Below are 14,613 nucleotides of genomic sequence, written 5' to 3' on the forward strand. Positions count from 1 at the left end.
TAATCATATAGCATTAATATACCATAAATATTTTTCAAATTATAAAATTTCATCCTTATTTGCTTTCTTAATTTTCTCATTTATTTTTCCAGGTAACGCATAATCCTCTTTTCTTTCATTTATTTTACCTAGGAGAACTATTCCTTTTCCAGGTTTTATGTCTATTTCCCATACGTACTTATCATGATTTGTCTGCCTCATTTTTTCAATAAGAATATATCTCTTTAATTCTCCGTCCCTAACTACTCTTCTGAATCTTATTATACCATCAGCTACATGCTCTATTCCAAAACCAAATGCTTGGGAAGTTGTTATAGCATATTGAGAAGTTGCAAGAATAGTAAATCTCCACTTATATAACACTCTTTTTAAATAATAGCTTATTTTTCTTGACATAGCAGGTTTATCCAAAAATAGTGCACTGACTGAATCTATAACAAGTCTGGCTCTAGGCTTACCTAGTTTCTGCTTAGCTTCAATCACTTTATTTACTAATTCTTCGGCAGAAAGCTCACTTAAAGACCACTCGTCTTCCTTTTCTTTCATCAATGCATCAATAATAATAAGTTTCTTATCAAGATAATCCTCAAAATTCCAATTAAATTGCTTAGCTTGATTTATTATGGAATCTCTACTTTCTTCAGTAGTAACATAAATGCATGCGTCCCCTTCCTTTAATCCCTCAGCTATGAAACTTTCTGAAAAAATGCTTTTTCCTGTACCTGGTTCTCCTGTTAGTGCTACGAAGAATCCTTGCGGTATTCCTCCTTCTATTAATTTATCAAATTCTGGTATTCCTGTAGAGAGTCTTACCATAAGTTTAAAGTTCTCCTTTATAATTAATAAACTTGATGAAGATCAGCGGATCTACCTGAGTGATAACTATGTATTGGGTGAGGAAAAGGGAAATAGGCGGATCATGTTTGCCTTATACAGTAGACGAAATTAGAGAGTGGAAAGCTAAAGGTGTAAAAAGAGTCTTAGTACTACCAGAAGAATGGGAAATAGAGGAAGCTTGGGGTAATGCAGACTATTATTTCAGTATATTAAAGGAAAACGGTTTAGATTACCTTCATATTCCAATACCAGACAATTACCCGCCAACTCAGTCTCAATTTAATGAAATATATGAATGGTTAAATAAAGGAAAAGGAAATTTAGTCCATTGCGTAGGGGGAATCGGTAGGACAGGAACTGTAATAGCGGCATACTTGATCATAAAAGAGGGCTATGATCCTAATGACGCAGTTACAGAAGTTAGAAAATATAGAGAAGGAGCAGTACAATCTTTGCAACAATTCGAATTTTTAATCAAATTATCATCAAAATTTGAAAGATGAGAAGATTGGAAAGCTATTTACTTGATTTTCTTAAGCTTTTTCAAGGATTAATTGCTAAAAATATAAAATTAGAGCATCTTGATATATCTAAAGTAAAAACGCTTTGTGCAGTAGATGTAGCATATAAAGGAGAAGAAGGTTACGCTGTTTCCGTAAAATTCGATGGAAAAAATTACGAACATTATTTAGTTAAAGGTAAGGTTGATTTTCCTTATATTCCTGGCTTTTTATTCATGAGGGAAGCTCCAATAATGATAAAAGCCCTAAGCAAATATTCATGCGATCTAGTACTTGTGGATGGACATGGACTAGCTCATCCAAGAAAAAGCGGCATAGCAACAGTGATAGGAGTATTACTGGATATTCCAACAATAGGTGTAGCTAAATCCAGACTTACTGGAAATATAGTTACCGAGGGGGAAATAAACTATGTCATAGTAAATAATGAAAAAGTAGGAGTAAAATCCGGAAAATATTTTTATAGTCCAGGAAACCGCACAGATCTGAACGACGTTATTGAACTTTCAAAAAAAGGATATCCAGAAATATTGAAGATAGCTGATAGACTATCTAAACAGTTGAAGAAGGAATAAAAACACTTGTTCGTATTTATTAATTATGGAAATAAGAGTTCCTCAAATTCCGGAAGAGAAGGAAATAGAACTAGATCCTAGAAATACTGCAGTAATAATTGTAGATATGCAAAATGATTTTGTTAAAAAAGGAGGTAAGCTTTACGTTCCTAACGCTGAAAAAACAATTGGGCCTATAAACGATTTAATTAAAAAATCTAGAAATTCATCTGTAACAGTAATATATACTCAGGATTGGCATATGAAAGACGATCCTGAGTTTAAGATATGGGGAGAACATGCTTTAGCCGGTAGTTGGGGAGCAGAAATAGTTGATGAACTTAAACCTGAAAAAGATGATTTCGTTATAAAGAAATATAGATATGATGCTTTTTTTGAAACTCCTTTAGATTACATTTTACGAGTGAAAAATATAAAAAACATAGTAATATCTGGAACTGTAGCAAATATTTGCGTATTACACACTGCAGGAAGTGCATCACTAAGGTGGTATAACGTAATAATGATAAAAGATGGAATTTCTGCGCTAGATGATTTTGATTATTATTCAACGCTGAGACAAGTTGATTTTTTATATAAAGGAAAAATTACAACTTCCTCAGGAATAAAGTTTAATAATAGTTAAAAGTCATTTTTAATTCAAATGGATTATTATGCAATAGTTCATAACGACTTTGACGGAACTGCTTCTGTAGCAGTTTATGCAAGAGCCGTAAACTCCTTACCAAAAAAGGTATGGTTTACTGAACCTACAAAAATACATAATTTACTTGCAAAATTGGAACTTAGAGGAGTAAAGAAAATAATGATTGCAGATATAGGAATAAACGGCTCTACTTTCCAAAGTGTAGTGGAAAGCTTAACTAGGCTAAAGAACGAAGGAGCTGAAGTACAATGGTTCGATCACCATGTATGGAAACAAGAATGGAAAGATAAATTAAAGGATATAGGTATAGAAGTTTATCATGATACTTCTACATGTGGTGCAGGTGTAGTTCATAAGGTTTTGAATCCTAACGACGATTTTTCTGGCAAATTAGCGTCCGCAGATTGTTCTGTAGATATATGGTTGCATAATGATCCTATGGGAGAAAAATTAAGGAGAGTAGTAGAAAATAACCATGATTACGCTTGGAAAGAAAAGCTTATACAAATTTTCTATTCTGGCACATTATGGAACGATGAATTTCAAAAAATATTAGAAAAACAAGTTGATGAAGAATTGAAAGGATATCAGAAACTTCCAAAATACTATAAAGTTATAGAAATAGATGGCAAAAAAGTAGCTATAGCAATAAGATGGAGAGGCCCACCGGATATTAGTTACGCTGGCCAATACATAATGACAAGAACTGGGGCAATAATATTTGTGTCCGCCAACGGGAAATCAATATCCTTCAGAAGTAACTCATACGAAATAAGAAGATATGCCGCAAAGTTAGGAGGAGGAGGACACCCACTAGCTGCAGGAGCGTCTTTAAAAATTCCTCTAATATATAGAATTCTTAGAAGATTAGGAATAATTTCGCCAGCCTTAAACTGGGTATCTAAAGTAGTATACAGAACAATAAAAGAAGAAGGTTTCTCTGAATATAAACAAAAAGATATAACTCCTAAACAAAGTTAAAAAGGTTTTACTTGTTAATTCAAAGTGGAAACGTTTTAATTAAACTATTACTATCAAATTGTAGTGAATCCAAAATGGTGAAGATATATCAAAAATTCCCCGATGTTCAAGTTTTAACTACTAAAGGACCAATAGATTTCTATAAAGATATCTTTGGTAAAGGAAGATGGTTATTCCTGTATGCACATCCTGCAGACTTTACTCCGGTATGTACTACAGAGTTTGCAGCTTTTGCACAAGCATATGACGAATTTGATAAACTAGGAGTACAATTGATGGGATTGAGCGTTGATAGCATATACTCTCATATAGCATGGCTAAACGATATTGAACAGAGGTATGGTGTAACTATAAAATTCCCCGTAATTGCAGACCCCGATAAGAAATTAGCTAGATTATTAGACTTAGTAGAAGAAAGCTCTGGAGTTACAGTAAGAGGAGTATTCATTGTAGATCCGCAAGGAACAATAAGATTCATGGCACAGTACCCAATAGAAGCAGGAAGAAAGATAGAAGAAATGCTAAGAATAACTAAGGCAATAATGGTAGCATATAAGGCAAAGGTAGCAACTCCAGTAAATTGGGAGCCAGGTCAAGATGTAGTATTAGGTGCACCGACTACTCTAGATGAAGCTACAATGAGAATGAAATTACCAAATGCTAAGGCATGGTATCTAGTATTCAAGAAGTATAATGAACTACCTGCAGATCAAAGAATCTAAACTTTTTTACATGTTTATTATTGTAAATTTTTTTGTAGCAGGTAATGCTACATTATATACTTTTACGTTCTTAACTATACTGAAAGTTACTTTAGAATAATGAGCATGACCGTGAACAGAAATATTTGGCAAACATGATAACTCTTCAAGTAAATTATCACCTAAACTTGGATATGCAAATTTCTTTTCTCCGTATACAGTATTAAACGTAGTAGCATAATGTGTCAAAAGAATCCTAAAATTATTTGAGGAGCATAACATTTCCTCTATCTTATTTTTCCTATATTTATAAAAATCGGCATTGATTCCTTTCATTTTCTGATAGAAAGTAGGTCTCTGTATAACTCCTTCACTTCCGACTATCGTAATTTTTTTACCGTCAACCTCCATATTTACGCTTTCATCATCTAGCCAAATCACTGAAGGATATTTTTCCCTATATTCATTTCTATATTCTGAAAAATCCTCATTCCCAAAAGTAGCAACTACCTTATATTTAGATAAAGCTCTATATATGGGATCAAAATGTAAAAATCTCCCTCTATCAACAAGATCTCCTGCTAATAATACTAGATCTACTTGTGGCAAATATCTAAGAGCAATAAAGAATTCATTTAAATACCGAGGAGAGTGTATGTCCGAAATACCAGCTATAATCATAGTTTAATAGATACTATGCTAAAATAAATTATAAATGGAAATAGAAGGAATAGCAGATTTACCTCTTCACGGAGGAAAAGTTCCACCATGGTTAGTTCCAATTATGAAAAGATTGGCAAAGTCTATCATTGAGATCATGGTTATTGAATGGGGACCAGAAAAAGTCTTGGAAAGATTGGCAAATCCTCTCTGGTTTCAGGGTTTTAATAACGCAATTGCTATGGATTGGGATTCATCAGGTTCTACTACTGTAACAATGGGAATCTTAAAGGACGTTTTAAATCCAAAAGAATTTGGTTTCGCAATTTTAGGCGGTAAGGGAAAAAATGCTCTTAAGGTCCCTCAAGAATTAGAGGAACTTCCTAAAAACTATAATGTAAATACAAAAAGGCTTAGTATAATAAGCAAAACAGTAGCTAAAGTTGACACAACGTTGGTTCAAGATGGACACCAACTTTATCATCACACTATGGCAGTAACAGAAAATGGATATTGGATAATAATACAACAAGGAATGAATCCAGAAACAAAATTCGCTAGAAGATATCATTGGAAGAATACGGAAAATTTCACAGTAGAACCACATGAGGGAATTGCTGGAACTAAGGGAATTGCAGTAAATATTATAGAGAGAAATAAAGACGACGTTAGAAAGTTAGTTCTGGATCTATTAAGGGAAGATCCAAGACATATCATTTCTGAATATGAGAAAGCTCAAGCCATGGTAAAAGGACAAGGGATTTTAGACATGTGGATTAAAGGTGGATCTATAATAGGACTATCTAAGAAGGCTAAAATGATTTACATGAAACCAGTAGATACCAAGAGAATTAAACAAATTTTAGAAAACATTTATGAGGCTCAACCTTCTACACTAGAAGAAGCTTTAACGCAAGGTATGGGACCATCCACGGCTAGAGCTCTATATTTAGTTTCCGATCTAATTTATAATGAACCGCCTTCTTATAATGATCCCGTAACCACACCTTATGACCCGTTTAAATATGCGTTTACTGTTGGTGGAAAGGACGGAGTACCTTATCCAGTAAATATAAAAGTAGCAGAAGAGGTAGTAACTACATTAGAGGACTTCGTTGAGAGAGCCAAGTTAGATAAAAAAGATAAAAGCTTATCTTTAAATAGATTAAGGGAATTGAGCTGTGGAATTAAGGAAAGGTCTTGAAGACGTAGCAGTAAAAGAGACTGCAATAACTTACATTGATGGAGAATTAGGTAGATTATATTATAGGGGATACTCAATCTTTGATTTAGCCGAATTCTCTAATTTTGAGGAAACTGCATATTTAATATGGTATGGTAAATTACCAAATGAAAAAGAATTAGAAGAACTAAGGATTAAACTATCTACAAATAGAGAACTACCAGATTCCATTATAAATTATATAAAAGAAGTTAAAAAAGACGCTAACCCTATGGATGTCCTTCGGACTGCTATAAGTATGCTAGGAGTGGAAGATACTGATAATTCAGACATAATGGAAAAATCAATTAAGATCACTTCAAAAATACCTACTATAATATCTTATTTTTACAGATCAAGGAAAAACCTAGAAATAATTCATCCTGATGAAACTCTCTCTCATTCTGAGAATTTTTTTTACATGTTAAATGGAAAAAAACCTTCAGAAATAGAAAGTAAATCAATGGACGTTTCACTAATTTTGCATATGGATCATGAAATGAATGCCTCAACTTTCGCATGCCTTGTAGTAGCTTCTACTTTGTCCGATATATATTCTTCAGTAATAGCTGGAATAGCTGCTCTTAAGGGCCCACTTCATGGCGGTGCAAATGCAGAAGCTTTAAAACAATTTATTGAAATTGGAGATAAGAAAAATGTTGAAGATTACATTAATAAGAGATTACAAAGTGGTCAGAGATTGATGGGGTTTGGGCATAGAATATATAAGACATATGATCCAAGAGCAAAGATTATGAAAGAGTATGTAAAGGAAATAACCAAGGAAAAGGGAATATATAACTTATATGAGATTGCAAATGCAGTTGACGAAATAGGTATTAAAGAATTGGGAAATAAAGGTATATTTCCTAATGTTGACTTTTATTCAGGTCTAATGTTTTACTCTCTAGGTTTTGATCCCGATATGTTTCCCGCTGTTTTTGCTTCGTCTAGGGTAGTAGGTTGGACTGCGCACGTAGTAGAATACCTTAAGAATAATAGGTTAATAAGACCTAAGGCTATCTATATAGGGGAAATAGGCAGAAAATATCTTCCTCTAGAAGATAGACAGTGAACTACTCCGCCCTAACGGGCGTGGCTTCCTGCTTCAAAGCCGAGGCTTGCCAAAGGTAGAGGTCTCAGCTCCACAGGCACTAAGGGTCGTTCCGACCCCGAGCACTAATGTGAACCCACAGTATCCCAATATGGGACTGTTGAATGGAGCAGAGGCGTACCACATAGACCCTCGCTTTAACCAAGGCGTCTCAGTGACGCTTACTCCGTCAGTGACTGCCATTAAGAGAATATTTGAAAAATACGTATTTAAATGTAACCACAAAGGGGGCAATCCATCTCCACCCTTACGGATGGAGTCTTCCGCCCCCTTTGAACCCTATATAGATTAATTAGTTGGGGAGAGTAATACTCTCCAACTGGGAAACATGGTCGACCCCTTGACTGAAGCAAAGTCTTCGAACGGGGGCGTGACAAACCCCTACCATCGGACTGAACATTGTGATAATATGCACGGATATGTGATAAAGAGGTAGGGATCCTAGGAATAGACATATCAAAAGATCATGTGACGAGTGAGGGGAGGGTCTACACAACAAGAAGGGTTATGAAGAAATACTAAAAGTGAAACTAAACACAATAGTGGTCGAACCGACAGGAGCATACTCAATAAAACCATGTCAATACTTCAAGGAAAAAGGGATCAAGATACTACAAGTAAGCCCAAATATACTATGGAAGGAGAAGGACTTGAGAGGAAAGAAAACAGATTTTTACGACGCACAAAAACTAATAAACATGGCAAACAAGGCAAAGGAGTACAACTACAACCCATTGAAAGAACTAGTAACACTATATATCTTCCTAAAAGACCTTGAAGTAAAGTACAAGAACAGGGTAAAAAGAGCACTATTCCTAGTCAGTGACGAGGAAAAAATAAGCAAGGAAATGCTTGAAGAATTCTCTAAAGGAAACTTCAAAATACAATTATACAACTTGGAACAAAGATCGTACTTGAAGAAATCGAAGTATTATCTAAAGCACTACTGGAAACAAGCGAGAAAATAAAAGAAGTAGAGAAAATGATACAATTACAGTCTGAAAATCACGTTCTATTAACTATACCGGGAATAGGAAAACTTTCTTCGGGAATAATAATAGGCATTGTTGGAGACATTAAACGCTTTCCTAACCCTGAGTCCTTCGTAGCCTACTGCGGTTTAGACCCAATAGTTGAGAGGAGCGGTAAAGCTACTGTAAGTAAGGGAATATCGAAGAAGGGTAATAAGTACTTGCGCAGCTTGTTCTACTTCCTCGCTGAGATGAATTACTCTCGTAATCCTACATTACTAGAATTTTACGAGAACCATAAGGAAAAGTTGAAGGGAAAGAAGTTGTCTGCTTTAGCCAGGAAATTGGCTAGAATAATTTGGAGTGTTTGGTATAATAATAAGCCTTATGAGCCTAAGTGATCCTCCCCAAATCGCCACGTGGATTGAAAGGTACACGTGGCAATCTTAGTTGACATTATGCTTGAAGTTCAACCAAAATATTTATTACTGAACGCCCCTTGTTAAGATAAAATGCGTACAATGAGTTTTTAATTTTCCTTTAACTACATTTTACTAATGATTAAGTTAACCCTTAATAAAGAACAATTATTATTTTCCAAAGTTCTACAGATAGCAGAAAGTATTAAAGACGCTAGTAACAGACTTACTTCCCTTTATATCAACATATTTAAACAAAATTATGATGCTTCTACAATGGAAATGGTCAAAATTAAAGGAATTTATGAGAAAATAGCACTAGTTAGAGAAGATATAGTTTCTATGCTCTATGGAGAAGCGTTCTTACCTGATTTTAAAGAATCAATGATGATGTTAACACAATCATTATATGAAACTATGAAAGCCATTAAGGACTCAGGAAGAGCTATATCATCAAGAAAGCCAGATGAAAAATTATGCAAGATCCTTCAAGAAAATCTCCTATCGTATCTCTCAACTATTTCCGAAGCCTCAGAAAAGCTGGTTGAGATGATATCTCTCTTACAGAAAGATATAGGAGAAGCTGTAAAAGTAGGAAAAGAAATTCAATTACTAGAAAGAAATGGAGATAATATAAAAGACGGTTTAATACAAAGACTATATGAATCTGAAAAAGACTCTGATATTATCAGTATTTTACAATTAAAGGACGTTACTATATTTCTTGACGACATACTAGATAACATGGAAGAGACGTCCTTAAGTATAGAAACACTTTACGCAACTCTAAAATCATAACCCTAGAATACTTTTTATTATACCAAAAGCGGCTAAAGAAGCAATTATGGCTATAAACGGAGAAGTTCCCCAACCTTTAGCTACTTGTTTTAACTGCTTCTCAACATCATATCCAAAACTTCTAAAACTAAGGCCTATTATTCCCCCCATGGTTGTCTGCGTTATAGATATAGGTATACCGAATATTGTAAAAATTTCTGAAATTATATCACTTCCTAAAAGTGCGGAAGTGGCACTTACATAGCCTAGTCTGGTTACTTTGAAACCAACAACTATTGAAGCTTTTTTTGAACTAAGGTATATTCCCATAGCCGCAGCTAATGCATACAAAGGAGCTACTATATAATACGGTAGTGCAATTAGACCTGCAGAAACTATTATTCCCACTGCGTTAGCTCCTGTTACAAAGGACGTAAAAATGGAGGAGGCAATTATTAGAGACTTATAAATCTTCATTTCTCTTATTACTCTTTTCTCTTTAGAAGTAAGTCTCCTTAATATATAGTACATTACAAGAGCTGAAACTATAGCCAATAATGGAGAGAATCCCCAAGAGGCTACAGTAAACCAAAACTTAAACCAATTGAAGTAGAGAACTTTTGATACTAATACTAAAACAGCTAACGAGGGATAAATCATTTGGCTTAAAGAAGAAGGAATTCCTGATTTATTTAAATAATAGAATGCTATAATAGAAGCAAAAATAACTGAAAAAATTGAGACTTGAACATATATTTGACTTCCCTTTATTTCACCATATATACTACTAGCCATTGTGTAACTTCCTAGGGCTGTACCTATGAAAACACTCAAAGCACTTACTAGGTATGAATATTTTCTTTTTAGTGCATTGGTTGATATTAATATTCCTAGGGCTGTTGCTGAGTTATTTCCACCTACTATAAATGCAGATATTAGCCCAACCAAAAATATTAGGATACCAAATATAAACATTATTTAGTACCTTTATTTTTATTATACTTTATATACTCTATAATAGCCTCTCTAATGAAGTCGCTCCTATTAGTGTATCCTAATCTTCTTACCATATCGTCAACCTTACCTAGCAACTCGTCTTCCAACTTAAAGGAGATTGTAACAGTAGAATTTAGTTCTAGCTCATAAGTACCTTCTCCAACTTTTTTAACAGAATCCATAATGATCACAATATTAGTATTGTGTAATATTGATAAACCTTTTGTAGAAAGCTTAACGAAGTAATAAATCTTATACTATGGAAAACTTTATATAATATGTGACAATGAAGATATCCTTTAAATAGAATTCATTTTTAAATATGTAAAAGCAATAAGTATCTTCATGGAATTTATGTCACTAGAAGAACTTAATGCTGATCAAAGAATTATAGACGTAATAAAGAAAAGAGGAATAGAAAGATTAAATCCTGTACAAACTGAAGCAGTAAAGAAGGGATTAATGGAAGGTAAAAGATTACTAATAACCTCGCCTACAGGATCAGGAAAAACTTTAATGGCTGAGTTAGGCATGATATCCTTCTTACTTAAAGAAGGAGGAAAAGCAGTTTACGTTACACCTTTAAGAGCTTTGACTGCAGAGAAGTATAATACATTCAAAGATTGGGAATCTCTAAATTTCAAAGTAGGAATGTCATCTGGAGATTACGACTCTGACGATGAATGGTTAAGAAACTATGATATAATTGTAACAACTTACGAAAAATTGGATTCCTTGTGGAGACATAAGCCATCTTGGCTTAAAGACGTAAATTATTTCGTATTAGACGAATTTCATTATCTTAATGATTCGGATAGAGGTCCAGTAGTAGAAAGTGTTGCAGTAAGAGCTAAGAAAAAGAACATCTTAGCTCTAAGTGCTACTATAAGTAATTACGCTAAAATATCATCATGGTTAGGTGCAGACGCAGTAACTACTAATTGGAGACCAGTTCCACTTAAAGAAGGAGTAATAGTTCAAGATAGAAGAAAATGTCAAGTTATATTTCAAGATAACCTGACTTTAACATTAAACGGGAGCGACGCTATAATTGCATATACTCTATATACTATTGAAAAGGGTGGTCAAGTTTTAGTTTTCAGAAACTCCAGAAAGATGGCAGAAACTACTGCGAGAAAAATTGCTGCAGAAATGGAAAAAGCCCCATTGAACGATAAAGAACTTCTAGAAGTTGCTAATAGAATAAAAGATGTAGACGATGCTGGTGGAAACGAAAAGGAAGAATTATACAATCTTTCTTTAAAAGGAGTTGTATTTCATCATGCAGGACTATCAAAAGGCTTAAGAGAAATAATAGAAAACGCGTTCAGAGAAAGAAAATTAAAGGTAATTGTAGCTACTCCTACATTAGCTGCAGGAGTTAACTTACCTGCAAGAGTAGTAATAGTTGGAGATATGTACAGATATAATAGAAAAATTCTAGGATATCAGGAAGAAATACCTATTATGGAATATAAACAAATGAGTGGAAGAGCTGGAAGGCCTGGGTATGACGATTACGGTGAATCTTTGATTGTTCTAAGAAACAAGAGAGATATAGAAAAGATATTTGAAAAATATATCTTATCTGATCCTGAGCCTATAGAGTCAAGGCTTGGGAACGAATCATCGTTTTATACGTTTTTACTAGGAATACTCTCCACAGAAGGAGGATTAAATAAGAACGAAATATATGATTATTCACATCAAACTTTATTAGATAGAGAAATAGTAGATGATTACTTAGAAAAAGGTATTTCTTGGCTAAATGAAAATGATTTTATTGAAGAAAGAGATGAAAAATTTAGATTAACTAAATTTGGAAGAAAAGTCTCTGATCTCTATGTAAATCCATTCACTGCAAAAACTATAAGAGACTATCTATCTAGAGCCGAAACTAGTTGCGAACTAGCTTATTTCCATTTACTTGCTTATACTCCAGATGGACCATCAATTGGAGTAAGTAGAGCTGAACAAGATCAGTTAATAGACGAAGCTTATTGCCCATTATTTATAGATGAACCTGATGATGAAGACGAGCTATATGAATATTTATCTGCATTGAAAGTAGCATTAATAGTTAAAGATTGGATAGATGAAGTAGATGAAGACATAATTTTAGAACGATATTCAATAGGATCAGGAGATCTAAGGTCTATAGTGGAAACTATGGACTGGTTAACGTATAGTGGTTCCCATATAGCGGGCGTAATTGAGGCTACTGAGCATTCCAGAAAATTGGAAATACTTAATAAGAGAGTTAAAGACGGCGTAAAAGAAGATTTAATACCTTTAGTACAAATTTCTGGTGTAGGAAGGAAAAGAGCGAGATTATTATATAATAATAAAATAACTACTCCAGAAGATATAGTCATGAATCCAGAAAAAGTTAAGGCATTACTTGGTCAGAAAATAGGTGAAAAAATTGCAAAAGAAGCTGCAAAGCTTATTGCTGGATTACATTAATGGAAAAAGAGAATTTGAAGGAGACGAAGATGAATTACAAAAACTGAGCCTATTACTTTTAGCTATTGGTGTAAAAAGTGAAATTAAAAATAAAAAACTTATAGTATTATAATGGAATATTTCCATGTTTTTTAGGATATCTGTATTCTCTCTTATTTTTAAGCATGGATAAAGCGTTAACAATTATCCTTCTGGTATCTTTAGGCTCTATTACATCATCTATAAGACCTTTTTCTGCAGCCCAGTATGGGTTGGCGAACAGTTTCTTATATTCGGCTATTTTTTGTTTCAGGAACTCATCAGGATTTTGAGAATTTTGAATATCTCTCTTATATAATATTCTTACTGCTCCTTCAGGACCAGTAACAGCTATTTCTGCAGTAGGCCAAGCGTAAACCAAATCTGCACCTAAATTCTTTATGCTCATTGCTATATGTGCACCTCCATAAGACTTTCTTATAATAACTGAAATTTTTGGTACAGTAGCTTCAGAAAATGCATATAACATTTTAGCCCCATGCCTTATTATTCCCTTATATTCTTGTTCTGTTCCAGGGATATAGCCAGGAGTATCAACTAAACTAAGTAGAGGAATATTAAACGCATCACAAAATCTGATAAATCTAGCAGCTTTATCTGCCGCATCTATATCTATAGCTGCACCTAGTGTATTGGAATTATTAGCAACTATACCTATTACATTTCCAGCAACTCTAGCAAATCCTACTACAATATTCTGAGCCCAATGTCTATGAACCTCCATAAATTCTCCATTATCTACAATCCTGTATATTACCTCTCTCATATCAAAAGGTTTAGCTGAATCTGTGGGTACAATACTTTCAACGTCTTTAGTTTCCCTATCTGAAGGATCTCCAGTATCCATATAGGGCGGATCTTCCATGTTATTAGAAGGAAGATAAGACAGTAATCGCTTAGCTATACTTATAGCGTCTTGTTCATTTTCGGCTAAGAAATGAACAACCCCAGATTTAGTAGCATGAACTACAGCTCCTCCTAAATCTTGAAATGTTACTTCTTCTCCTAAAACTACTTTAGTTATTTCTGGACCAGTTACAAACATGTAATAAGCATCTCCTTTAATCATTATAATAAAATCAGTAAGTGCTGGAGAATATACAGCACCACCAGCTGCTGGGCCGGCCATTATAGTAATCTGTGGAATAACTCCTGAAGCCAATGTGTTCATCTTGAATACTGTAGCATATCCTTCTAATGCTATAGCACCTTCTTGAATTCTTGCACCACCAGAATCATTAATGCCTATTACCGGAGCTCCCACCTTTAGAGCTAGTTCATAAACTTTACCAATTTTGTTTGCGTGCGTTTCACCTAGAGTACCTCCTAATTCTGTAAAATCCTGAGAAAAAGCAAATACTGTCCTTCCTTCTATTTTTCCCCAACCAGTAACTACTCCATCACCATAAAACTTGTTTTTATCAAGTCCGAATTCTGTAGCCCTTGTAGTTGCTAATGGCATAATTTCATTAAAAGAACCTTCGTCAAACAATAAGGCTAATCTTTCTCGAGCAGTTAATTTACCTTTATCGTGCTGTGCTTTAATTTTGTCTTCTCCACCCCCTTGAAAAGCTTTAGCTTTTATTTCCCTTAACTGAGCTATTATTTTATCCATATCTGATTTTTCAGAAGTTATAGCCATATATACTCACATATATATTAGTTATCTACCTTATAAAATTTTTATT

At 34.0% G+C, this 14,613-nt stretch carries 15 protein-coding genes and 1 pseudogene; 11 read left to right on the forward strand and 5 right to left on the reverse strand.

Annotated features, from left to right (window positions below):
* Positions 1-39: 39 nt before the first annotated feature.
* Positions 40-816, reverse strand: a complete 777-nt coding sequence (locus DFR85_RS21655; protein ID WP_110270060.1) for a KaiC domain-containing protein — start codon at positions 814-816, stop codon at positions 40-42.
* Positions 817-884: 68 nt separating this feature from the next.
* On the opposite strand from DFR85_RS21655, the gene DFR85_RS21660 reads away from it, so the two are divergent.
* The 5 genes from DFR85_RS21660 to DFR85_RS21680 all read left to right on the forward strand — a co-directional run bounded on the left by DFR85_RS21660 (position 885) and on the right by DFR85_RS21680 (position 4,282).
* The gene (locus tag DFR85_RS21660; RefSeq protein WP_110270061.1) at positions 885-1,340 is read left to right on the forward strand and encodes a protein-tyrosine phosphatase family protein; all 456 of its coding nucleotides are present in this window, start codon (positions 885-887) and stop codon (positions 1,338-1,340) included.
* 5 nt (positions 1,341-1,345) lie between these two features.
* The gene (locus DFR85_RS21665) at positions 1,346-1,933 is read left to right on the forward strand and encodes an endonuclease V (RefSeq protein ID WP_210433955.1); all 588 of its coding nucleotides are present in this window, start codon (positions 1,346-1,348) and stop codon (positions 1,931-1,933) included.
* A 25-nt stretch (positions 1,934-1,958) separates the two neighbouring features.
* The gene (locus DFR85_RS21670; RefSeq protein WP_110270063.1) at positions 1,959-2,558 is read left to right on the forward strand and encodes a cysteine hydrolase family protein; all 600 of its coding nucleotides are present in this window, start codon (positions 1,959-1,961) and stop codon (positions 2,556-2,558) included.
* An 18-nt stretch (positions 2,559-2,576) separates the two neighbouring features.
* Entirely contained in the window at positions 2,577-3,560 is a 984-nt protein-coding gene (locus DFR85_RS21675; RefSeq protein ID WP_168367137.1) for a DHH family phosphoesterase, read from the forward strand.
* Positions 3,561-3,634: 74 nt separating this feature from the next.
* Entirely contained in the window at positions 3,635-4,282 is a 648-nt protein-coding gene (locus DFR85_RS21680) for a peroxiredoxin (protein WP_110271799.1), read from the forward strand.
* 6 nt (positions 4,283-4,288) lie between these two features.
* On the opposite strand, the gene DFR85_RS21685 is transcribed toward DFR85_RS21680, so the two are convergent.
* Positions 4,289-4,942 (reverse strand): metallophosphoesterase family protein, encoded by a 654-nt coding sequence (locus tag DFR85_RS21685; RefSeq protein WP_110270064.1) that lies wholly within the window; start codon positions 4,940-4,942, stop codon positions 4,289-4,291.
* 34 nt (positions 4,943-4,976) lie between these two features.
* On the opposite strand from DFR85_RS21685, the gene DFR85_RS21690 reads away from it, so the two are divergent.
* The 4 genes and pseudogenes from DFR85_RS21690 (at position 4,977) to DFR85_RS21705 (ending at position 9,445) form a co-directional block, all read left to right on the forward strand.
* Complete coding sequence (locus DFR85_RS21690; RefSeq protein ID WP_110270065.1) at positions 4,977-6,125, forward strand: DUF763 domain-containing protein; 1,149 nt, start codon at positions 4,977-4,979, stop codon at positions 6,123-6,125.
* Positions 6,103-7,218: a citrate synthase/methylcitrate synthase gene (locus tag DFR85_RS21695; RefSeq protein ID WP_110270066.1), complete on the forward strand. Its 1,116-nt coding sequence runs from the start codon at positions 6,103-6,105 to the stop codon at positions 7,216-7,218. Before DFR85_RS21690 ends, DFR85_RS21695 begins: the two co-directional genes overlap by 23 nt.
* Positions 7,219-7,585: 367 nt before the next feature.
* Positions 7,586-8,629: pseudogene (locus DFR85_RS21700) on the forward strand (IS110 family RNA-guided transposase).
* A 156-nt stretch (positions 8,630-8,785) separates the two neighbouring features.
* On the forward strand, positions 8,786-9,445 hold the full coding sequence (locus DFR85_RS21705) for a DUF47 domain-containing protein (RefSeq protein ID WP_110270067.1): 660 nt from the start codon (positions 8,786-8,788) through the stop codon (positions 9,443-9,445).
* Here the strand turns inward: DFR85_RS21705 and DFR85_RS21710 are convergent.
* Together DFR85_RS21710 and DFR85_RS21715 are read right to left on the reverse strand one after the other, a co-directional pair.
* Positions 9,440-10,399, reverse strand: a complete 960-nt coding sequence (locus DFR85_RS21710) for an inorganic phosphate transporter (protein WP_110270068.1) — start codon at positions 10,397-10,399, stop codon at positions 9,440-9,442. The two genes, DFR85_RS21705 and DFR85_RS21710, sit on opposite strands and share 6 nt — an antisense overlap.
* Positions 10,399-10,602: a ribbon-helix-helix domain-containing protein gene (locus DFR85_RS21715; RefSeq protein WP_110271800.1), complete on the reverse strand. Its 204-nt coding sequence runs from the start codon at positions 10,600-10,602 to the stop codon at positions 10,399-10,401. The genes DFR85_RS21710 and DFR85_RS21715 overlap by 1 nt, the downstream gene beginning before the upstream one ends.
* Before the next feature lie 163 nt (positions 10,603-10,765).
* Here DFR85_RS21715 and hel308 point away from each other — a divergent pair, with 163 nt between their 5' ends.
* Both hel308 and DFR85_RS21725 read left to right on the forward strand, forming a co-directional pair.
* Entirely contained in the window at positions 10,766-12,886 is a 2,121-nt protein-coding gene (hel308, locus tag DFR85_RS21720) for an ATP-dependent DNA helicase Hel308 (RefSeq protein ID WP_110270069.1), read from the forward strand.
* The gene (locus DFR85_RS21725) at positions 12,846-12,998 is read left to right on the forward strand and encodes a hypothetical protein (RefSeq protein WP_162582693.1); all 153 of its coding nucleotides are present in this window, start codon (positions 12,846-12,848) and stop codon (positions 12,996-12,998) included. The genes hel308 and DFR85_RS21725 overlap by 41 nt, the downstream gene beginning before the upstream one ends.
* Here DFR85_RS21725 and DFR85_RS21730 read toward each other — a convergent pair.
* A complete protein-coding gene (locus DFR85_RS21730) occupies positions 12,993-14,567 on the reverse strand; it encodes an acyl-CoA carboxylase subunit beta (RefSeq protein ID WP_110270070.1) in 1,575 nt (524 codons plus the stop codon). The two genes, DFR85_RS21725 and DFR85_RS21730, sit on opposite strands and share 6 nt — an antisense overlap.
* Between the last annotated feature and the right edge of the window lie 46 nt (positions 14,568-14,613).

This window comes from Acidianus brierleyi, from assembly GCF_003201835.2.
GTDB lineage: Archaea > Thermoproteota > Thermoprotei_A > Sulfolobales > Sulfolobaceae > Aramenus > Aramenus brierleyi.

What these genes read in the sequence shown, in the direction of transcription:
- hel308 (WP_110270069.1), top strand. Translation starts at nt 10,766, where the DNA reads ATGGAATTTATGTCACTAGAAGAACTTAATGCTGATCAAAGAATTATA.
- DFR85_RS21685 (WP_110270064.1), bottom strand. Translation starts at nt 4,942, where the DNA reads ATGATTATAGCTGGTATTTCGGACATACACTCTCCTCGGTATTTAAAT.
- DFR85_RS21655 (WP_110270060.1), bottom strand. Translation starts at nt 816, where the DNA reads ATGGTAAGACTCTCTACAGGAATACCAGAATTTGATAAATTAATAGAA.
- DFR85_RS21705 (WP_110270067.1), top strand. Translation starts at nt 8,786, where the DNA reads ATGATTAAGTTAACCCTTAATAAAGAACAATTATTATTTTCCAAAGTT.
- DFR85_RS21660 (WP_110270061.1), top strand. Translation starts at nt 885, where the DNA reads ATGTATTGGGTGAGGAAAAGGGAAATAGGCGGATCATGTTTGCCTTAT.
- DFR85_RS21715 (WP_110271800.1), bottom strand. Translation starts at nt 10,602, where the DNA reads ATGGATTCTGTTAAAAAAGTTGGAGAAGGTACTTATGAGCTAGAACTA.
- DFR85_RS21730 (WP_110270070.1), bottom strand. Translation starts at nt 14,567, where the DNA reads ATGGCTATAACTTCTGAAAAATCAGATATGGATAAAATAATAGCTCAG.
- DFR85_RS21690 (WP_110270065.1), top strand. Translation starts at nt 4,977, where the DNA reads ATGGAAATAGAAGGAATAGCAGATTTACCTCTTCACGGAGGAAAAGTT.
- DFR85_RS21680 (WP_110271799.1), top strand. Translation starts at nt 3,635, where the DNA reads ATGGTGAAGATATATCAAAAATTCCCCGATGTTCAAGTTTTAACTACT.
- DFR85_RS21710 (WP_110270068.1), bottom strand. Translation starts at nt 10,399, where the DNA reads ATGTTTATATTTGGTATCCTAATATTTTTGGTTGGGCTAATATCTGCA.
- DFR85_RS21670 (WP_110270063.1), top strand. Translation starts at nt 1,959, where the DNA reads ATGGAAATAAGAGTTCCTCAAATTCCGGAAGAGAAGGAAATAGAACTA.
- DFR85_RS21675 (WP_168367137.1), top strand. Translation starts at nt 2,577, where the DNA reads ATGGATTATTATGCAATAGTTCATAACGACTTTGACGGAACTGCTTCT.